The sequence below is a fragment of the Paracoccus amoyensis genome (assembly GCF_014490725.1).
In the GTDB taxonomy this organism is placed as follows: Bacteria; Pseudomonadota; Alphaproteobacteria; order Rhodobacterales; family Rhodobacteraceae; genus Paracoccus; species Paracoccus amoyensis.
Genome location: NZ_JACOQL010000008.1, coordinates 1 through 19,839, shown reverse-complemented (window position 1 = coordinate 19,839; position 19,839 = coordinate 1). Strand labels below are relative to the sequence as shown.

Annotated in this window: 15 protein-coding genes; 4 read left to right on the top strand and 11 right to left on the bottom strand. The window is 59.7% G+C overall.

Annotated features, from left to right (window positions below):
- Nucleotides 1–1,164, top strand: coding sequence for a glycosyltransferase family 2 protein (locus H4P12_RS17795; RefSeq protein ID WP_187794976.1), 1,164 nt, complete (start codon nucleotides 1–3; stop codon nucleotides 1,162–1,164).
- Nucleotides 1,165–1,174: 10 nt separating this feature from the next.
- On the opposite strand, the gene H4P12_RS17790 is transcribed toward H4P12_RS17795, so the two are convergent.
- From H4P12_RS17790 to H4P12_RS17755, 8 genes are all read right to left on the bottom strand, one after another.
- Nucleotides 1,175–2,251 (bottom strand): glycosyltransferase family 2 protein, encoded by a 1,077-nt coding sequence (locus tag H4P12_RS17790; protein ID WP_187794975.1) that lies wholly within the window; start codon nucleotides 2,249–2,251, stop codon nucleotides 1,175–1,177.
- A gap of 7 nt (nucleotides 2,252–2,258) precedes the next feature.
- Nucleotides 2,259–2,735, bottom strand: a complete 477-nt coding sequence (locus H4P12_RS17785) for a serine O-acetyltransferase (protein WP_187794974.1) — start codon at nucleotides 2,733–2,735, stop codon at nucleotides 2,259–2,261.
- 8 nt (nucleotides 2,736–2,743) lie between these two features.
- On the bottom strand, nucleotides 2,744–3,703 hold the full coding sequence (locus H4P12_RS17780; RefSeq protein ID WP_187794973.1) for a DUF535 family protein: 960 nt from the start codon (nucleotides 3,701–3,703) through the stop codon (nucleotides 2,744–2,746).
- 11 nt (nucleotides 3,704–3,714) lie between these two features.
- Nucleotides 3,715–4,608, bottom strand: coding sequence for a hypothetical protein (locus H4P12_RS17775; RefSeq protein ID WP_187794972.1), 894 nt, complete (start codon nucleotides 4,606–4,608; stop codon nucleotides 3,715–3,717).
- Nucleotides 4,609–4,610: 2 nt separating this feature from the next.
- The gene (locus tag H4P12_RS17770; RefSeq protein ID WP_187794971.1) at nucleotides 4,611–5,171 is read right to left on the bottom strand and encodes an acyltransferase; all 561 of its coding nucleotides are present in this window, start codon (nucleotides 5,169–5,171) and stop codon (nucleotides 4,611–4,613) included.
- An 8-nt stretch (nucleotides 5,172–5,179) separates the two neighbouring features.
- A complete protein-coding gene (gene rffA, locus H4P12_RS17765; protein WP_187794970.1) occupies nucleotides 5,180–6,319 on the bottom strand; it encodes a dTDP-4-amino-4,6-dideoxygalactose transaminase in 1,140 nt (379 codons plus the stop codon).
- 67 nt (nucleotides 6,320–6,386) lie between these two features.
- A complete protein-coding gene (locus H4P12_RS17760) occupies nucleotides 6,387–6,980 on the bottom strand; it encodes an isopropylmalate isomerase (RefSeq protein ID WP_187794969.1) in 594 nt (197 codons plus the stop codon).
- Between the two features lies 1 nt (nucleotide 6,981).
- Nucleotides 6,982–7,968 carry a replication initiator protein A gene (locus H4P12_RS17755; RefSeq protein WP_425498237.1) on the bottom strand — a complete coding sequence of 329 codons (987 nt, stop codon included), beginning with the start codon at nucleotides 7,966–7,968 and terminating at the stop codon, nucleotides 6,982–6,984.
- Between the two features lie 548 nt (nucleotides 7,969–8,516).
- Here H4P12_RS17755 and H4P12_RS17750 point away from each other — a divergent pair.
- Together H4P12_RS17750 and H4P12_RS17745 are read left to right on the top strand one after the other, a co-directional pair.
- Complete coding sequence (locus H4P12_RS17750) at nucleotides 8,517–9,890, top strand: AAA family ATPase (protein WP_187794968.1); 1,374 nt, start codon at nucleotides 8,517–8,519, stop codon at nucleotides 9,888–9,890.
- Between the two features lie 48 nt (nucleotides 9,891–9,938).
- Nucleotides 9,939–10,919, top strand: a complete 981-nt coding sequence (locus tag H4P12_RS17745; protein ID WP_187794967.1) for a ParB N-terminal domain-containing protein — start codon at nucleotides 9,939–9,941, stop codon at nucleotides 10,917–10,919.
- 34 nt (nucleotides 10,920–10,953) lie between these two features.
- Here the strand turns inward: H4P12_RS17745 and H4P12_RS17740 are convergent, their stop codons facing one another.
- Entirely contained in the window at nucleotides 10,954–14,553 is a 3,600-nt protein-coding gene (locus H4P12_RS17740) for a right-handed parallel beta-helix repeat-containing protein (RefSeq protein WP_187794966.1), read from the bottom strand.
- Between the two features lie 764 nt (nucleotides 14,554–15,317).
- Here H4P12_RS17740 and H4P12_RS17735 point away from each other — a divergent pair.
- Entirely contained in the window at nucleotides 15,318–15,557 is a 240-nt protein-coding gene (locus tag H4P12_RS17735; protein WP_223115889.1) for a WGR domain-containing protein, read from the top strand.
- 75 nt (nucleotides 15,558–15,632) lie between these two features.
- Here H4P12_RS17735 and H4P12_RS17730 read toward each other — a convergent pair whose 3' ends face one another.
- Nucleotides 15,633–18,704, bottom strand: coding sequence for an efflux RND transporter permease subunit (locus H4P12_RS17730; protein ID WP_187794964.1), 3,072 nt, complete (start codon nucleotides 18,702–18,704; stop codon nucleotides 15,633–15,635).
- Nucleotides 18,701–19,839 (bottom strand): efflux RND transporter periplasmic adaptor subunit (locus H4P12_RS17725; protein WP_187794963.1); only part of this gene is annotated, 1,139 nt, incomplete at its 5' end. The genes H4P12_RS17725 and H4P12_RS17730, both read right to left, overlap by 4 nt.

The window sequence follows — 19,839 nt, the reverse complement described above, 5'->3', positions numbered from 1 at the left end:
ATGACCATCAGCTTTATCATCACCACCTATAATATCCTGCCCTATATCGGGCACTGTCTGGATTCCGTCGCCGCCGTCGCCCGTGCCGGGGACGAGGTCATTCTGGTCGATGATGGCTCAAATGATGGCACGGTGGAACATGTTCAGGCTTTCGCCGCGCAAAACCCCTTTGCCGAAGGGGTGACGTTCAAGCCCATCTATCTGGGCACCAATACGATGGGCGGGGTCGGTATCGGGGCCAATATCGGGCTGAATGCCGCCAGTTGCGATACAGTCTTCTTCGTCGATGGCGATGACTGGGTCGATATTCAAGGCTTCAACAAGGCACGCGCCCACTGGACGCTGCACCCCTCGGACATCCTTTTCACAAACTATCTGGAATTTGACCAATCCAAACAGGCGACAAAGAAGCCGGCGGATTTCCAGAAATGGTCCGGTTTGGATCGCAAGACGCCCTTGGACACGCTGCGGGCACAGGCCCTGACCTTTATCGCCGTGCCCTGGCGAAAATTCTATCGTCGCGACTTTCTGGAGGCCCATAAGCTGCGCTTTCCCGAAGGCGATTTCTTTTTCGAGGATAACCCGTTCCACTGGGCTGTCTGCATGAAGGCCGAAACCATCGGCTTTCTGAACACGATCATCTGCTATCATCGCATCAACCGCCCCGGCCAGACCATGGCATCGACCGGAATAGAACTGACGGCGTTTTTCACCCATTTCGACACGATCCTGAACAACCTGCCCGACGCTGACGATCGGAACCTGCTGTCTGCGGCGCGCTGGCTGTTGTCGAACATGTCCTGGCATGTCGGGCGCCTGTCGCGTCAGGCCTATTACAGCTATGGCACAGCGGCCTCAAAGGCTCTGCAATCCATTCCGGATGCACTTTGGCAAAACGATCTGGCGGCGACCGAGGCCATGAAATCCATCTGGCCCATCGCCAACCGTTTGCGCAGCGGCGACATCAACGGCCAGATCGATGCATGGCAACGTCAGGCAATCGACAACCGCCTGGGCAGCATGAACAGCCATCTGCAAAGATTGCAGACAAACCAGGGCCGCTTGCAGCGGCAGGTTCTGGGGCAGATCGCCGCCGACAGCTTTGAAAGCATTCAGCGGCGGCGGCGCGTGGCCATGCCCTTGCCACCCGATCCGTCCGAATAGTCAGCCGGCGCTACAACCGCTCCAGAATGTGGCGCTGTAATTCCGGGTAATAATCGTCCAGCTGATCGACAGGCACGGCCCAGAGCCGACGCCAATGTTGACGCGCCAGCAACACGCCCCGCATCTGCGGAAACCCTGTCCGCCCGCTGAGCAGGTCCTTCAGGAATTCCCCCAGCAACCGGCGATACATCATCACCTGATAGCGGCTGACCCAGTCATCTGAATTGTCGGCATGACGACGCAGAAAGACGACCATGTTCAGCAACTGAAACGCGATGATCTTCTTGCGATCCATACGCCCGCCTGCCACCTCGAAATGATGCAGTCTTGCCTGAGGCGTGAACAGCACATGCCCGTGCTTTGCATAGCGATAGCTGACATCGACATCTTCATAGGCCGCGTAATAGCGCAATGCGGCATCAAAGGGTTCGGCAATGGCGATATCCCGTCTGACAGTCATCGCACATCCCGGCATGAAGGAAACCGTGTCGACATTCAGCGCCAGCAATGCGGCGGGCAGCGGTTTCAGGCGTGGCCCATCATAGCGCAGAAAGGTTTCCTGCATGCTTTGCATCAGAACCCTGCGATGGAACCAACGGCCAAACCGACTGCCCAGAGCCGCATTTTTCAACGGCTCCAACTCTCCGCGATTGCCGGATTTCTTGCGTTCCAGAACGCGGTTTTCGTCAATGGACAAGACGGGCGGAATATCCGTCAGGTCGGCGCGGATGGCCGCAACCTCTTGCCCTTGATCGGCATCATAAAGCATCAGAATCTGTTCGGCACAGTCCGGATACAGGAAGGAATCGTCGTCGATCAGGAAAATGACATCGCCGGTGCAAAGCGCGATCCCGACATTCCGCTGTGTCGCAGAGGAACGGACCACACTATGCACATAATCCAGCCGGATCGCCGGATGACCGGCCAGGAGTGCTGCAATCGCCGCGTGACTGTCCTGCCAGTCCGTGCTGGCATCGACGATCACGATCTGATCTGGCAGGATCGTCTGTTGCAGTACATGCAGAATAGCGCGCCGCAACGACTGAGCCCGGTTCAGGGTTGCAATGCAAACGCTCCACCCTGTCATGTGATCATCAGCCCTGATTTGGGTCGGGAACGGGAATATTCGGAATGATCCTTGCCGGAACTCCGACAGCGGTTGCACCGGGCGGCACATCCTTCAGAACCACGGCATTCGCCCCGATCCGTGCGCCCGCCCCGATCCGGACCGACCCAAGCACCCGGGCGCCGGCACCCAGATAGGCGCCTTTTTCGATATAAGGCGCGCCACCATCAGCTAGTTGGCCCACAGTCACATGTTGCATGATCAGGCAGCCCGGCTCGATCACGGCACCTGCATGAACCACGATCCCCATCGGATGCGGCATGCGTGTATCAGGCGAAATCTGCGCGTCACGGTGAATGTCGGATGCGCTGAGCAGCGACCAAAGCTTATGTCCCGCCTTACCCGACATGCATGTCAGGCGTGACAGAATACCGCGGCGATCACGGTAGGTCTGGTAGCGTGTGATGGCCCGCAAAAGTTTACGGTCACGGTTATTGGTCAGCATCTGGTTTCTTATCGATCCGCAAATCGCACCGGTGCAAGCTTTGGCAAGGTCTGGAAAATTTCGGCTTCCAGCCCATCAAGGAATTTGTAACGGCGCCGGTATAGCGACCGCTTGTTCGGCTTTATATCATTTTCATCGCGGCGTTCGGATTCAATTGGAAGATGGTAAAAATGCGGGCCGGCCAGTGCGCCGCCGCGATCCTGCCAGATGGCATCATAATCCTGTGGCGCGATCTTCTTGCCGCCAAAGAAGGGGTGGCGATGGTGCCGTTCGCTGTCACGCACGGCCAGCAGGGTCCGCACATTCCAGTGGCGGCACAGGATGCGGCACATCTCGATCAGGAAATCGCGGGGGCGCAGGCCATGCGCGGCCTTGGTCAGGTCGCGATACAGATCTGCCGCCTCATCGGTGTTACGCCCCTGAATGGCCCCGATCAGGCAATCAATCCCCTGCCCACCAGATTCCGGCCCACCAGATCCCTGCTCGGTCGTCTCTTGCCCATCCGCACTGTCGGAAAAGGAAAAGGCCAGCGAATAGGCGCGGAAATCATCGACGAACAGGTTCAGCGTCAATCCCCCTTCGCGCATGAACCATTTCGGCTGGTCCAGGACGATGCGCAGACCGGGATAGGTCGCATCCAGGTCTGCCAGAACCAGCCGCTCATCCGCTGAAAACGGAAAAGGAGCGCCCAGCCGGTCCACGATCCGGTAATGCGCCTGTATCCGTTTCAACCGCTCATCCGCGTCCCAGCCGGCGCACAGATAGGGCCAGACCAGCGGCCCGGCCAGCACAGCCGGCCGTTCCCGCGCCATCATCTGCAAGGAGGGCGACGGATCGCCCGCCAAGGCCGAAAACTGGCGGCGGTTGGCCAGGGCTGCAAGCCAGACCCGCAGGCGAAGTTTCAGATTACCGGGTCCGGCAATCTTGGGCATGGCCCGGCGCAGCAGATCCGTGGTCGACAAGGCCACCATTGTTTTCCTTATTCGTTCCAGAAACGGCGCCTGGTCAGATCGACAAAGCGCCGCACGGTATTGACGCCTTCCGCTTCGCGCGCGCGTATATCTTTGATCATTTGATCGCGAGTTGAACGCGCATGCTCCAACTCGGACGGCGAATTGCCATATGCGACGCCGTAGCGTGCCTTTGCATGTTGCGTCGCCCACTCTTCGCGCGATTTGAACAGACCTGGCACCACGATACTGGTGCAACCTGCGATGGCGGCGAATTGCGAATACATCGTCGCCTCGTCATAGGAATAGAACGTGTCGCAGCGGTTAAAGATCTCGTTCATTTCCTCATGCGACATGCCATCGACCTGGATCGCCTCTGCGGCTTCGGTTTCGGGGATGCGGGGTTTGGCATCGCCCTTGCGCACCAGATAGCAGACGCCTTTGCGATCTGGCCGGTTTTCATTGCGATAGGCGGGATTGATCTTCCACAAATACAGATCGGGCGCACCGCCGGTGATTTCAGGCAGATCCGACATTGCCCCCGCCCTGAAGAACATCTCATCCTGACCAAAATCATATGGGTGTCGTAGACCAGGCTTGTAAAGCAACCAGCGCACGACATTCGCAGCCTTCAGCGGATTGCCGGGGGCCAGTTCAGGATAGACGACAATGGATTGCGATGTCAGATCGCGGCGGCGGGCGATCGGCGTATCCAGATAAGGGTTGGTCAGCATCGGATTACGGGTCAGCCGCCAGCGCATCCAGCCGCGCGGCCCCAAAGGAATGATCGGTCCGATCCGCCACAGCAGGGCGCGTTCCCCCATCTGGTTCAGCTCATGCGCCAGATGGTGCATGAATATGACCCCGCCATTGGTTTCAGACCAGGGCCAGGTGTAGATGATATAGTTCCGCTGTCCCGCCACGCTTAGCCTTCCCCGGCCAGATATTCCTGTTCAAGCTGCAACAGGTCGCGCTTGCGATCACGCAACTTTCGCGCCGGAACGCCTGCATAAATTCCCCAGGCTGGCAGAGGCCGCAGAACCAGTGTCGCAGCCCCAATTGCACAACCATCTCCGATACTTGCACCGGCACTGACGATGCTGCCTGCACCAATCACGACATGCCTGCCAATATCGGTGAATGCAGCATGAACCTTCGTATATTCCTTTGGAACCGTGGGGCCTATCAGAGCTTCGCCGCTATAATCGTCCGAATGTGCAAAAACCTTGACCCCATAGGACAACCCAGTGAATTCACCGATAGAGATCCCAGCCTTGCCACCATTCACAAGACAAAATGGAGAAAGGTGACTGTTGCGTTTCATTTGAACATTACCCGAAACGACACAGAAATCGTCAATGCGGCTGTTATCGCCAATCCGCATCTGCCCGGTTCCATAGAAAACCGCCTTGTCGCTGATCTTCACATTCCGGCCAAGCGCGGCAAATCCCATGCCGTGCAGGGCCTCTTCACTCAGATATGCCATTCAGAACCTCAGGCGTTTGCGCCAAGCCATGCGCGCGAGATGTCGATGACCCGGTCTATCTCATCGCCCAGCGTGAAATACAAAGGCAGGCGGACAAGCCGGGCATAGGTTTCATCCGTCACCGGCAGGTCATGATCGGCGCGGCCAAAGCGCCGCCCGCCGGGGGCGCTGTGCAGGGGGACATAATGGAAGGGGGCGATGATGTCATGGTCGCGCAAATGCGTGATGAAGGCGTCGCGGTCCTCGATATCGCGCATCAGCAGATAGAACATATGGCCGTTGCCCGTCGTCTCTTTTGGCTGACGCGGCAACGCAACCCGGCCACGCGCGGCCAGATCCGCGAAAGCCGCGTGATAGTGGTCGAACAGCCCAAGCCGCGTCCGGCGGATCGCCGGCTCTTGTTCAAGCTGACCATAAAGGAAGGCTGCGACCAGCTCGCCCGGCAGGAAAGACGACCCGATATCGACCCAGGTATATTTATCGACCTGTCCGCGCAGAAAGCGCGACCGGTTGGTGCCTTTTTCGCGGATGATCTCGGCCCGTTCGATCAGGTCGGGGCGCATGACGGTCAGGGCCCCCCCTTCGCCGCTGATGATGTTCTTGGTTTCATGAAAGCTGAAGGCGGCCATATCGCCCAGACTGCCTGCCTTGCGTCCCTTGTATGTCGATCCAAGCGCCTGCGCGGCATCCTCGACCAACAGCAGGTCATGGGCGCGGGCGATATCGGCCAAAGCGTCCATATCGGCAGGAAAGCCTGCATAGTGAACCGCAAAGATGGCGCGGGTTTTGGGGGTGATCGCCGCTTCGACCTGGCTTGGGTCGATGTTCAGCGTATCGGGGTCGATATCCACGAAGACCGGCACCGCCCCCCGCAATGCCACCGCATTGGCGGTCGAGACGAAGGTGAAGGAGGGCATGATGACCTCATCCCCGGGGGCAAGGTCGCAAAGGATGGCAGCCATTTCCAGCGCAGCCGTGCAGGAATGCGTCAGCAGCGCGGTGCTCGCGTCCGTCAGTTCGGCGATCTCTGCATTGCAGAGCTTGGTGAAATGGCCATCCCCCGAAAGCTGCCCCCGACCAAGCGCGTCTTCGAGCAAGGCGAATTCACGTCCGACCAAAGACGGTTTGTTGAAGGGGATACGAGCCATGATCACTTACCACACAAAAAAAATACCGGACGACATTAGCCCGACTTGCCAAGGATCAGCCATATCCTCACCACACAGATTGCGAAAAGTTGTTCTTTCGGAGAAGAGCAAATCCGCTGATGGCGATCAGGACCGGTCCGGTCCATTCCAGAATGCCGTTGGCACGGATCCCCATGACCGGCACGCCCAGCATCTTGTCGAAGTGGTGAAAGCCCACGGCGCGCATCATCACGAAGCCACAGACAAAGACCAGCCCGACGACCGCCAGTCCTGTGCGCGACCAACTGCCCCGCAACATCGCAAGGATGGCCGCCAGAAAGACGGCAGCCAAAGCGGCCAGACCGATCAGGAAATCCTTTTGCACGGTGCGCCGGTCTTCATACCAGCCCTGCATCTTGGCCAGGCAACGCCCGGTGGCGGTCAGCGCCGATTGCAGATCCAGCTGCTTGTTCACCGCCAGAAGCACCATCAGGATGCCGACAATCATCCAGAAGCTGCGTTCGCGGCAGCGCGTTTCCAGTGGAAAGCTCACCCGGCCGGCGACGCGGAAGGCAAGGCCCGCGACCAGCGCATACAGCATGACGGTCAGCCAGCCCAACGGCGTCGGATCACCGATCCCCGGCTGCCAGCTTGCAAAGACGCAAGCGCCCAGATTGTCCATCTCAGTCCTCTTTACGTGTCCTGATCCAGCCAAGAAACGCCTTGTCTGCGCTGCGCAGACGAGGGCGGCCGGTTGCGGCCCACCAGTTACGCCATTCCGCCTGCAGTGCATAGACGTCTGAACCGGGGCGCAGGGCGCGCGCCTCATCCAGCGTTTCGGGCTGCAAATGCGGGCCCTCGCCCGCCTCGATCACAGCCGTGCGAGGGGTGATGCGCAAGATATCGCCGGGTTCTTCGGACAGGATATAATCGGGCAAACGGTTTTCTCGGATCATGTCGCGCAGCATCGCGCGGAAAACACGCACCGGACTGGTCGAGCCGGTCTTCTTGGCCAGCACCGCAACCGAGATGGTCCATTCCGGCTGGCGGCCGCAATGCTTGCGCGCCAGTTCATAGATCCGCCGCTCCAACGGCTTTCGCATGCGAAAGTAATCACGGCTGAGCGTCAGGACGGATCGCGACAATACCGCCTGAAACAGCCATTCCGACAGGGTGATGGCCACGGCGACCATGCGGCCCGCGCGGGTCTTTCGGACAATCTCCCAGCTTTCGATCAGACCAAAGCCCGACGTGACCTCATGCTCTCCGGTGACGATATTGGTGGTGATGCGGGTGCCGGCCAGACGCTCGAACGCGTCGCGCAGACGCTTGTAGCCATCGCCCGAGGTTTCGCGGTTCGTCGCCAGCAGCAGATCATGCGCGGTCAGGGTCAGTTTGCGCGACACCGCCCGACCGGCATTGATCGCCGCCATCAACTGGCTGATGCAGAAGATCAGGATGTCGGCGTCAAAGATCGTGGCCCGCCCCTTGACACTGGGCGTCACCGTCAGCGTCGCCCCGTTATGTTCATAGCTGACCACGCGGCGGTCAGGTCGGGTCGACAGTGAAAAGATCGGATGCTCCATCGAGGCCAGATCGTGCTTGGGCACGGCGGCGAAAAAATCGCATACGAAGAAATCCTGCATCAGCCGGGTCTCGCCCGCGGCCATTGCCGGAGATGATGTGACCATCCCCTGCCCTTTCCTGTCTCTCTCCCGCCGCCAGTCTGTGCCGGTCTTGTCGGGCTGCTGCTCAGCCATGTCATCCGGGTATTCGGGTGTCTTCTGCCCCCTTTCCGGATTCGTCGTTTCATTGACACCCATCCTACTTATCCACAGATCACCGGTCCAGCGATGCGACCGCATCGGGGCAAAAACTTTCGGGGGATCAGAGTCACCCTGTCGGGGGATCAGAGTCGCTTTATCGTGGGATCAGATTCATCTGATGATTATCGACCAGCTAAAAAATGCCTGAAGAACAAAAGACTATCCGGAAATCACGGTCATCCGGATCATGCGTAACTACTATATAACTGGATTCTAACCAGCAGGGCTGACGGATCTGCAACGGTTTTACTCGTGGAACGCCCGGAATTTGCTGAGAAAGGGGATAAATGTTGCGAAATACCTCGCATGTAGCGCATTTATTGGTATGATGCACAAAAGGCGTTACACGGCACCCTATAATGAACAAAAGATCAGGCAGACGGGCAGATGATATGAACAGCCAGGACACCCCTCCTTATTTCAATATTTCGCCCGACCGAGCCTTGTCGATGCTGGGCGATCCGACCGGCACCGATGGGCTGGCGCAGATCGCCACCAACTATCGGCGCGGTCGTCAGGATCTTGTCGGGCGTGGATTGCAGGACGGTGACGGCAAACAGCTTCGCCTGTTTTCGACATGGGAAATCACGAAGTATCTGATCCCGATCGCACCGCAGCATTTCCGCCGCGTGCTGCGCCAACGCCCCGACCTGCCGCAGGGACGATCCGAGACCGAAGGCGGCGCCAAATGGTTCACCCTGGACGAGGTTTTGCGCCTGCGCGCCCATTTCGGGGCCCAAGGGTCGAAGTCAAAGGAATACCTGCCCTACCGGCCCAAGGATCTGCCTGCCAAGATCGTGGCGGTTGCCAATTTCAAGGGCGGCGTCGGCAAGACCTCGACCTGTGCACATCTGGCCATGTCGGCGGCGCTGGACGGCTATCGCGTGCTGATGATTGATCTGGACAGCCAAGGGTCGCTGACCTCTATTTTCGGCACGCAGATCGAGGATGAATGGCAAACCGTCTTTCCACTGCTGGCACGCCACTATGGTGAAACCCTGCGTGTCGATAACCAGCGCCGCATTGACCGGGGCGAGGCACCGGTGGCGATGGATGACAGCCTGGCCGATGCGCTGAAGATCAAGGCCGGTGATCTGATCAAGGCGACGCATTGGCCCAATATCGACCTGATCGGGGCGCAGTTGAATCTGTATTGGGCCGAATTCCAGATCCCGGTCTGGCGCATGGCATCGCGCGGGTGGAAATTATGGGATGCCCTGACCGAGACATTGGCCGCCGATGGCGTGCTGGACCAGTATGATCTGATCTTCCTTGATACCCCCCCTGCCCTTGGCTATCTGACCATCAATGGCCTGGCGGCGGCCGATATCGTTCTGGTGCCGTTCGGCGCATCCTTCCTTGAATTCGATTCCACCGGTCGTTTCTTTGACATGCTGCATTCGACCTTCGCCAGTATCGAGGACAGCGAAAACATCGCCGCCCGCGCCCTTGGCCGGGACGAACTGCATTTCGAATGGGATGCCGTGCGGGCCGTGATGACGCGTTATGACGCCAGCCAGCAGGCTGAAATGGCCGGGCTGATCCAATCCTATCTGGGCCAGACCCTGTCACCACATCGGCAGGATTTCACGGCGCTGATCGGGCAGGCGGGTGAACAGGTTCACGGCATCTATGAGGCGGATTACCGTGACTTCAACCGCGAAACCTATGCCCGCGGGCGCGAGACATTCGACCGCACCTATGCAGCTTTCAAATCGCTGCTGCTGGGCATCTGGCGCCGCGAAGAATTGGAGCGTGAGGCATGAGGGTTTCGCACGCGAAAATCGCCACGCGAGCGGGCAGGAGGGTCTGAGATGGCAAAACGCAAACGGTTAAGTGCCTTTGGCATGGTGTCCGAAGAACAGCCCCAACCGGCCACCCCTCAGCCTGCCCCCCCCGTCGCAAGGGTCGCCGCAGATGCGGCGACGCGGGCCGCATTGGATGCCCTGGCGGATGAGATGCGCATGGCCAGGGATACCGGCCGCCTGCTGGTTGATCTGCCGGTGGCGGCTGTGGATATGGGGCATTTGCATCGTGACAGAATGCAGATGGATGTCGAAGACATGGCTGCGCTGAAAGCCAGTATCGCCGCGCGTGGTCAGCAGACCCCGATCGAGGTCGTGGCTCAAACGGATGGTCGTTATGGGCTGATTTCGGGGGCCCGGCGTCTGACGGCCTTGCGGGCCTTGCTGAATGAAACGGGTGACGATGCCCGCTTCGGTCGGGTCAGGGCGCTGTTGCGCCCCTTTGACAGCGCGCCGGAGGCCTATCTGGCGATGGTCGAAGAAAATGAAATCCGTGCCGATCTGTCCTTCTATGAACGTGGGCGGCTGGCGTATGAAGCGGCACGGATCGGGGTTTTCGACAGCCCGGCGGCGGCGGTGAAAGCATTGTTTGTTCATGCACCAGCGCCAAAGAGGTCCAAGATCCTGAATTTCGTGACCTTGCATCAGGCGCTTGGTCCCGCCTTGCGCTTCCCTGAAGCTATTCCGGAAAAGCTGGGCCTTGCCCTGGTCAGGGGGATCGAGCAGGATCAGAAACTGGCCGCGCGGCTGGCGCAATCCTTGCAGGCAGCCTGCCCAAGCGATGCGACAGAGGAACGCGCCATTCTGGACGCGGCGCTGATGCCCCCGAAATCCGCAGGTGAACGAAAGCCCGTTTCGACCGACATATCGCTGAACATCAAACCGGGGCTGCAGATAAAAGGACGCGCCGGCAAGGTTGTCCTGACCGGCGCGGAGGTGACGGATGATCTGTTGAGCGAACTGGCCCAGTGGTTGAAAACCCGCGGCTGAACGATGCGCCCTGACCGATTTTCGCATGCGAAACTTATTCGGTCAGGCCCAGATCCTGTGATGGGTTGTTGATGACGGGCGCACTGTCGCTGTGCAGCGCATCCCACAGATCCTGCAAGGCTCCATCATTTGAATAGTCGATGAAATCTGCATCGCCTGTGGTGGATGTCCGGATGTTGCCGCTTCCTTTGCCAGCCTCGCCCAGAACCAGAATGACACTGTCATTGGTGTAATTGATCCGAAGCAGGGCATCGCGGTTCTGGCCAAGACCTGCGATCTTGATGTCGTCGAAATTGCCCAGCAACTGATCGGCATCAATCAGAACGACATTGGCCGCGGCCTTGCTTTCGGTCCATGCGGTCAGGTTGATGCGCAAGGTGCCATTCAGAACGACGCCGGAAGTCACGTCCGTGCTTTCGCCGAACGCGCCAGACCGGAATTCCCGGATCTGCCCAAGCCCGTCTGCCTCTGCAACAAATTGGGTCGTCGACCCATCATGCATGCGCAGCACGGCGACAGCGCCATCGTCGCCATCAAAGCCGACTTTTGCCTTGCTGCTTTCGACCGTCAGCATGCTGTTGCGCTTCAGATCGAAACTGTTTCCAGCAGTTGCCAGAAGTGCCTGTGCGTCGCCGCCGATTTTCAGCTCGGTCTTACCGACAAAGGCGCCGGTATTGGCAAAACGCCCGCCATCAGCATGGATTTTCAGCAGGTCGGCATCACGATAGCCCGCGATCCAGACCTGGCCGGCATTGGTGATCTGCAACAGACCACCCTTGTCGCCAACCGAAATATCCCCGTCGATATTGATCCGGCCAGAACTGACCTTGAACTGTCCGAAATTGCCAAAGACAAAATCATCCACATCAGTGGTCTTGGCGGAATAAAGCACGCGGTTTCCACCAAGGTCGATCGTCCCGGCATCCGGAACCTCACCGGTGGACCAGTTCAGCTTGTTGTCCCATCTCATCCCTTCGCCACGATCGTCAGGGATGAAGCGTGCAGTGGTTTCCTGCGCCGCCGCCACCTGTTCTGCACCGATCAGCAGAAACGCCGTCTGGAAAAACTGGTTGATGACATCGGCATCCACCACGCTATCCAGTTTGCCATCAGCCTGATCGCGTAGATAGTCGGCCAGATCCCCAATCGTGGCCGTGTCCTTCCCCAACAACTGGGCTGCGAATTTCTGGATCGTCGCTTGATTCAGGGCCGCGCCATCCAACCCCTGAATACCGGTATTCGTAGTTGGAGACTTTGAAGCAGCCTCCCGAGACATCCAGTTGTAAATGATGGTGTCGTCGTAATAGGTATCGGTCCCGCGCAGATAGGGATTGTGGGTGACGTGTTTTTCCGCCTGTTCCGTCGCGTTGTTCGGGTCGGCCAGATGGGCAATAATGTTTCCGATCAGCGATGACTGCCGGGCCCTATCCTCGATTCCCATCGACAATGCGCCCTGATGCGCCGCCACTCGCTTATGACCGGCAGAGGTAATGAGGTTGTCCATGAACAGCGTGAAATGGCCAATCGGACCTGCATCGCGATAGTTTCCGCCCAGGAAGTTTACAGCGGCATTATTGTCAATGAAGGCATTGTCTTCGATGAAACCGCCCGACCGGATCTGAGCCCCGAATGATGCCCCGCGCATGGTGATATTGTCTCGGAATGTGACGTCGAGATTGTTGTAATCCATGTAAATGTTATGGCTGTACATGCTGGGCGGCATCGGCTTGTCGCCCGCAAGGTTGTAATCGTAACCCTCGCGCCAGCCATTTTTGTCGAAGAAATTGCCTTCCATCAACACACCGCCCGATTTGGCCATGTAAAGCCCGCCCGTCCGGTTAAGATGGGGCGACCAATAGTCTGACCCATTGACCGGTGCGTCGTGGGAAATATCCATGACTTCACTGTTGCGGACAGTGATACGATCCACATTCTGGATATTGAACTCTTTGCCGGTCGCGCGCAGGTTGTCCAGCAGCAGGTTTGCACCTTGCAGCGCCATGAACCCGCCATCGATGTTCAGGTCGCGAATGACCACATGCTTGCTGTCGTATTGATAGACTTTCAGGGTGTCCGTCACGATCGGTGCGGCGCCTGTGCCATAAGCTTCGATCACAACAGGATGCAGCGCACTTTCGCCTTCGCTGCCCCGATGAACCAGCCGACCCAGATCGTCATATTGATAGCCACGTTCCAGCAACAGCCAATTCGAGGTCGGACCTTTGCTCATATGTGTCAGGCCGTACCACAATTTCACCCCAAGGTCCGGGGCCAGGGCCATATCCTCACTGCCGCCATATTCGGGATGGGCTTCCAGCCATGCGGCTGTGATCTTGTCGGCGCCGATCCCTTCGGCCTTGGCGATGTCGGCGGCGGTCAGCCCGCTTTCGGATCCGGTAATATAGACCTTGCGATGGTTGTCGCCATGTTCGATCACCAACCGGTCGTCGGCATCGGTTTCCAGCATATAGGTATCGCCCAGAGACCAGCCCGCTTTTTGCTGGCTGGCGGTCAAGGCAACTTCGGTATTGACTGCGCGGGTGCTGCCGTCGGCATAGGTGATTTCGTAGCTGAAGCTTACGGCATCCGCATCGCCGGGATCTTCCGAAAAGACAAGCGCAAGGCTGTTGTCAGGGTTGACGCTGACATGGCCGTGTTCGCCTTGGGTCAGGATACGGATGCTGGCGATGTCGCCTGCATCCTCTGGCGTGATGATTGCGACACGCCCGGCTTCGGCGGTCAGGGCTTCGTCCCGGGCGGGCAGTTCGGTTGCAGTTTCAGCTGTGCCATCGCCACCCGGATCGGTGCCGCCGCCCTGTTCTCCTGTTTCCGGGTCTGTCGGGACAGGGGTTTCAGGCGTGGTCACAGGCGGATCAATATCGCCATTCCCTGATCCCGTTTCTGTTTCGTTATCGGTCGGCGGGGTAACGACAGGGGTTTCCCCGCCATTATCCGGATCTGTCGATGTGTCGCCACCCGGTTCAACGGGCGTCAGGGTCTCTGGCTCTGGTTTGGGTTCTGTGACGGCAGCAAGCTTGAAGTCATCAGGCAGGTGTTCAAGCGCTTGACTGACACTGTCTTGCAGGTCGCGCCCGGTCAGCGCCTCTGACTGACCTGTGATGCCGACAGATGCGGGTGCACTGGGGGTGGTAATGGTTTCGCTGGCGAAAGACAGCCCAGAGCCCTTGCCACTGGCCCATGCCGCAAGCAGGTCCGAAGCATCATCGATATCTGCAGATGCGGCGCTGGCACTTTCTGCCAATTCCATCCGTGCCTGCTTGATGGAGGGCGGAGCCGACATTGGGTTCGACATCAGGCCGGGGATATCTTGAGACAGCTGTAGGGCCGCCGTACGCAGTAACATCTGCTCATCGCTGGCTGCGCGTGCCGTTTCTTTGGCTTCGGTGGGGGCAGGGGGCACGTCAGACCAGAATGCCTGCGGTGAATGAACCCGTTGTGCCAGGGACGCTTCCAGGGGCTGTATCTGATCGGCAGCAGCCAGTGCCGCTGGACTGGCCGCAGCAATCGCGGTTTGCGTCAATCGCGACAGCTTGACCTCTTCTTCGGGCCGCGCCTGCGATGCAATCGGGCTGATCAGGCCGGGGATAGCAAGTAAGAGATCCCGAAACTGCATGCCGTTTCCTTTTGTCCAGCAAGTTTTCACGAGATGCGCCCGAGTAAATTTCACAGCGCATTAACTTTTGATGGTGAATTAACAGAGATTACAGCACGCGATAGCGTTTACTTCGACATCTACAATACGTCGGCGGATTGACGCCTTGATATTTCGCGAGTGTTTCGCATGCAAAAATTGCGACCCGCTGGCGGTTTCCCGCGCGTTTAGTTCAGAGCCTCTGGCGTCGATATGATGTTCGGTTCGCATCATGACCCTGTGCCTGTTTGTTATTCCGCTGTTAGCTGATTTAACAGACGATTCCTTAAGTTATCCTTAAGTTATGTTGCGTCACCGGCGTGATTTTGTAGCTGTTTTTATGGAATTTGGCGGATTTTGGCACGCTGTCTGGCTTTTGCCCGCCAGCCTCTTGACCCCGATCCTGATGCGCAGGTCGTGACCAAAGAGGAGGCACGGGTTGCCACGCCGCGTTCGAGTGTCTGTCCTGGGCCGACAGAGCCGGTTTGAGGGGTTAAACACTCACCCCCGATAAGGGAACATTATCGGGGATGAGTGGCGCGAAAAGGAAAGGTGCAAGTGATCCGCAGATGGTGGATATGGTGCGGCTATGAGGAATAAATTGCATTGTTTATGTGTGTCTGGTAGTTTGGCTTGCAATGGAACAAAGACCGATCACGGCCAGCATGTTCCTGATCTTCTGTGGCCCAATCTGTGGCCCAAAGGGCTGTGAACATGCCATCCGGCATCTTGCATCAAGGGCGCCCATGCTGCTGACCCGCATTGACCCAGACAGCAATATGGCCCGGTTCTATCGGTTGGAGATCAGCCCGGATCTGCTGGGCGGGGTCGTTCTGATCCGCAACTGGGGGCGTATTGGCGCAGCGGGGCAGGAATGTCGTCAATGGTTCGACGGTCCTGACGATGCGCGGCAGGAATTGCAGCTATGGGCTCGCCGGAAACAAAGGCGGGGATACTGTGTTTCCGGGCCAGTAACCTTGCTTTGAGCCGGGCAGAGGGCGCGCGGACGGCGCCGTCATGGCAATCCACGGCCGCCTTGGGTGCTGGCCTCTGGCTTTCCCTTATTCTGCCGGAACCTTTCCGGTTTCCTCCTTCGGGTGTCCCATGCGGATGCTTTCGATCAGCACATAGATCACCGGGGTCAGGAACAGCGTCAGCAGGAAGGCAAGGCTTAGCCCGCCCACGATCACCGCGCCGATGGCCTGACGGCTTTCCGCGCCCGCACCCGAGGCAAGGGCCAGCGGCACTGCGCCCAGAACCGTGGCGATGGTGGTCATCAGAACCGGGCGCAGGCGGGTGACGGCACCTTCGCGGGCGGCATCCACCAAGGGCTTGCCCGCTTCGCGCAGCTGATTGGCGAATTCGACGATCAGGATGCCGTTCTTGGCCATGATCCCGATCAACAGGATCATCCCCACCTGCGAAAAGATATTCACCGTCGCCCCGGTCATCAGCAGCGTGATCACCGCCCCGGCCAGGCCCAGCGGCACTGTCAGCATGATCGTCAGCGGCGTGCGGAAGCTTTCGAATTGCGCGGCAAGGACCAGAAACACGATGCTCAGCGCCATGACAAAGACCGTCGCGATCCCGCCAGAGCTTTCCAGATAATCGGCGGCCTGTCCTTCCCATGCCAGAACCGCGCCTGCGGGCAACTCTGCGGTGGCGGCTTCGACTGCCTCCATCCCGCGGGCCAGATCGGTGCCAGGGGCCAGATCGGCCTCCATTTCGACCGAAATCAGCCGGTCGTAGCGGTTGATTTCGGGGGTGGTGGCGCCTGTCTGCACATCTGCAAAGGCCGATAGCGGGATCAGATCGCCCCGGCTGTTGCGCAGCAGCACCGACAACATGTCCTGCACGGAATCGCGATCCTCGGGCGTGGCTTGCAGGATCACCGGATATTGCCGCCCGTCATTGGTATATTCGCCGACCGTGCGCGATGCGAACAACACCTGAAGCGTCTGGGCGATGGTTTCGGCATCCAGCCCCAGATCCTGCGCGCGGGCGCGGTCAATTTCCAGATTGGCACCGGGCTGGTTCGCGGCATAGCTGATTTCGACCGAGGCAAGGCGCGGATCGGTTTCCAGCAGCGTGGTCAGATCCTCGGCCCATGCGGCGGTGCGGGTGATATCAGGACCACCCAGCATCCAGCGCACACTGCCCGCAGCACCGCCAATGCCAAGCCCGCCTGCGGGGCGGATGAAGGTCGCGGCCTCGGTGATGCCGGCCAGTTGCGGGCGCAGATCGGCGATGACCTGTTCCACGCTGATATCGCGTTCCTCCCAGGGGGACAGGTTGATCAGCAGCAGCGACCGGCGCAATTCACCCCAGGTGCCGACAATGGCGGTGACATTCTGGACCACGCCCGCGTCACGCAGGGGGATCAGCAGATCCTCGACCTTACGGGTAACGGCATCGGTATAGGCAAGGTTCGATCCCTGCGGGGCGGTGATGGTGATGCGGATCTGGCCGCGATCCTCGTCGGGGGTCAATTGCCGGGGCAGGTGCTGATAGACGGCAAAGGACGCCGCCATGGCGAAGGCGGTGATGGCAAGAATTGGCACGGGCCGGGCGATCATCCTGCCAAGGATCGCGTCATAGCCATGTTCCAGGGCGCGGATCACCCGGTCGACGCTGCGGGTCAGCAGGTTGGGTCTGTCCTCGCGCGGCATGACGCGGGCGGCCAGAACCGGCGACAGGGTCAGCGCAACAAAACCCGATACGGCGACAGCCACGGCCAGCGTGATGCCAAATTCCGCGAACAGCTTGCCGATCTCACCCTCCATGAAGCTGACCGGCACGAAAACGGCGATCAGCACGGCGGTGGTGGCGATGACGGCAAAGCTGACCTGTGACGCGCCGGCGCGGGCGGCCTCGGCCCGGGTTTTTCCCATGGCGCGGTGACGCTGGATGTTTTCCAGCACCACGATGGCATCATCCACGACAAGGCCGATGGCCAGGATCAGGGCAAAAAGCGTCAGGATATTGATGGAAAAGCCAAGCGCCATCATCGCAAGGCCTGCGCCAAAGGCTGAAATCGGGATCGTGACCACCGGCACCAGCGACAGCCGCAGCGACCCAAGGAACAGAAAGATCACCGCCGTGACCAGTGCCACGGCTTCGGCAAAGACCTTCATCACCTGATGGATCGAGCTTTCGATGAACACCGCCTCGTCCGAGGTGACGGTGATCTGCATACCCGCAGGCAGGGTCGGGCGGATACGGTCCAGTTCGGCCCGGACGGCTTCGGAAATGGCGACGGTATTGGCCTGCGCCTGTGGCTGCACGCCCAGTCCCAAGGCAATCACCCCGTTTGACCGGAAGATCGACTCGCGCTGTTCCGGCCCTTCTTCGATCCGGGCGACATCGCCCAGACGCAAGGGGCGGTTGCCCGCATCCCGGATCACCACCTGCCGGAAGGTGTCGGCGGTTGCGAAGCGGGTCTGGGCCAGTACCTGCAATTGCCGGGCGCTGGTTTCGATTTCGCCTGCGGGCAGTTCGATATTATTGGCCTGCAAGGTCGAAATGATGTCGCTGGTGGTGATCCCGTAGGCCGCCATCCGGGCGCGATCCAGCCAGATCCGCATCGAGGGCGAGCGTTCACCATAAATCACGGTATTCGCCACGCCGGGCAGGCGGGCCAGCCGGTCGACCAGAAAGCGGTCGGCATAATCCGACAGTTCCAGCGGCGTCATGTTCGGGCTGGACAGGCCAAGCCGGACGACCGGGTCGCCTTCGCTGTCGTTCTTGTCGACGCGCGGACGCTCGGCCTCTTCGGGCAATTGGTTGATGACCCGGTCGACCGCGTTGCGGACATCATTGGCGGCGCTGTCGATGTCGCGGTTTGTGTCAAAGGTCAGAACCGTGCGCATCCGCCCGCGTTCGGATTCCGTGGCCATCGAGATGATGCCGGCAATCCCGGCCAGCGCCCCTTCGATGACGGTGGCGACCTGATTGTCGACCACATCGGGGGCAGCACCGGTATAGGTGACGCGGACCGTGACCTGGGCTGCCTCGACCCGGGGCAATTCGCGCACCGGCAGACGTGTCATTGCGACGGCGCCGATCAGCACGATCAGCAGGTTCATCACGATGGCCAGAACCGGACGGCGCAATGACAGGTCGGGCAGGCTCATCCATTGCCTCCGGATTTTTCGACTGCGGAGACATTGGCCGGCGAAGAGGGCGCGGGCGACGCGCCGCCGCTGATCTGTTCCTGAACCACTTCTTCGACGCTCATGCCGGGCATGACGCGGTGCAGGTTGGTGACGATGATGCGGGCATCGGGATCAAGGCCGGAAATGACCTCGACCAGACCGCCAAGCTGCTGGCCGGTGGTCACTTCGATCTGGCGTGCCGTGCCGTCCTGCACGACCAGGACCAGATTGCGGTCCCCTTCGACCGTCAGGGCGCGTTCGGGGATGGCGGGCCGGCGATGTTCGTCCAGCACCAGTTCCACTTGCAGAAACATGCCCCCCGCAAGCGCGCGATCATCGTTTGGAATATCGGCGCGCAGGGCGATGGACCGGGTGGCCGCGTCCACGCGGGTGTCAATGCGGGTGATATTGCCCTGAAAGACCCGGTCGGGCCAGGCCGCCGAAGTCAGGTCGATCCGCTGGCCGTGCTTCAGCCGGGGCAGCATGGTTTCCGGGACGCTGAAATCGACCTCGATCACGGACAGATCGTCCAGCGTGGTGATCGCGGTCGAGGTGTCGACGATCTGCCCTTCAACCAGATCGGTCAGGCCGGTGATGCCGGAAAAGGGCGCGCGCAGGCTGCGATCTTCCAGCGCGACACGGGCCCGGTCACGTTCGGCCTCGGCGCGCAGCAGGGCGGCGCGGGCGGTCTGATAGGTGGCATCCGATGCGCTGCCCGACTGGTTCAGCCGTTCCTGACGGGCGAATGCGGCCTGTGCCTCGGTCACGGTGGCTTCGGCCGCGTTCAGATCGGCCTGTTCGGCGCGGCTGTCCAGTTCCAGCAGCAGATCACCTGCCTGCACCTCATCCCCGGATTCAAAGGCGATCCGGGAAATGCGCCCACTGGCTTCCGGGATCAGTTCGACCGCGCGGCGGGCGCGGGCTGTGCCGACGGCGCGGATCGTTTCGGAAAATGTCGTCATTTCGACCGGGATGGTTTCAACCTTCAGTGGCCCGTCATCCCGTTGTGAAAACTGTGCCGCCGGGTTCTGTCGCGCCAGAATGCGATCCGTCAGATACAGCCCGCCCGCCGCTGCGGACAGGATCACCGCCAATCCAAGAGCTGCCTTGACGG

What these genes read in the sequence shown, in the direction of transcription:
- H4P12_RS17790 (WP_187794975.1), bottom strand. Translation starts at nt 2,251, where the DNA reads ATGACAGGGTGGAGCGTTTGCATTGCAACCCTGAACCGGGCTCAGTCG.
- H4P12_RS17750 (WP_187794968.1), top strand. Translation starts at nt 8,517, where the DNA reads ATGAACAGCCAGGACACCCCTCCTTATTTCAATATTTCGCCCGACCGA.
- H4P12_RS17740 (WP_187794966.1), bottom strand. Translation starts at nt 14,553, where the DNA reads ATGCAGTTTCGGGATCTCTTACTTGCTATCCCCGGCCTGATCAGCCCG.
- H4P12_RS17755 (WP_425498237.1), bottom strand. Translation starts at nt 7,968, where the DNA reads ATGGCCGCGGGCGAGACCCGGCTGATGCAGGATTTCTTCGTATGCGAT.
- H4P12_RS17785 (WP_187794974.1), bottom strand. Translation starts at nt 2,735, where the DNA reads ATGCTGACCAATAACCGTGACCGTAAACTTTTGCGGGCCATCACACGC.
- H4P12_RS17760 (WP_187794969.1), bottom strand. Translation starts at nt 6,980, where the DNA reads ATGGACAATCTGGGCGCTTGCGTCTTTGCAAGCTGGCAGCCGGGGATC.
- H4P12_RS17770 (WP_187794971.1), bottom strand. Translation starts at nt 5,171, where the DNA reads ATGGCATATCTGAGTGAAGAGGCCCTGCACGGCATGGGATTTGCCGCG.
- rffA (WP_187794970.1), bottom strand. Translation starts at nt 6,319, where the DNA reads ATGGCTCGTATCCCCTTCAACAAACCGTCTTTGGTCGGACGTGAATTC.
- H4P12_RS17745 (WP_187794967.1), top strand. Translation starts at nt 9,939, where the DNA reads ATGGCAAAACGCAAACGGTTAAGTGCCTTTGGCATGGTGTCCGAAGAA.
- H4P12_RS17795 (WP_187794976.1), top strand. Translation starts at nt 1, where the DNA reads ATGACCATCAGCTTTATCATCACCACCTATAATATCCTGCCCTATATC.
- H4P12_RS17730 (WP_187794964.1), bottom strand. Translation starts at nt 18,704, where the DNA reads ATGAGCCTGCCCGACCTGTCATTGCGCCGTCCGGTTCTGGCCATCGTG.
- H4P12_RS17735 (WP_223115889.1), top strand. Translation starts at nt 15,318, where the DNA reads ATGCTGCTGACCCGCATTGACCCAGACAGCAATATGGCCCGGTTCTAT.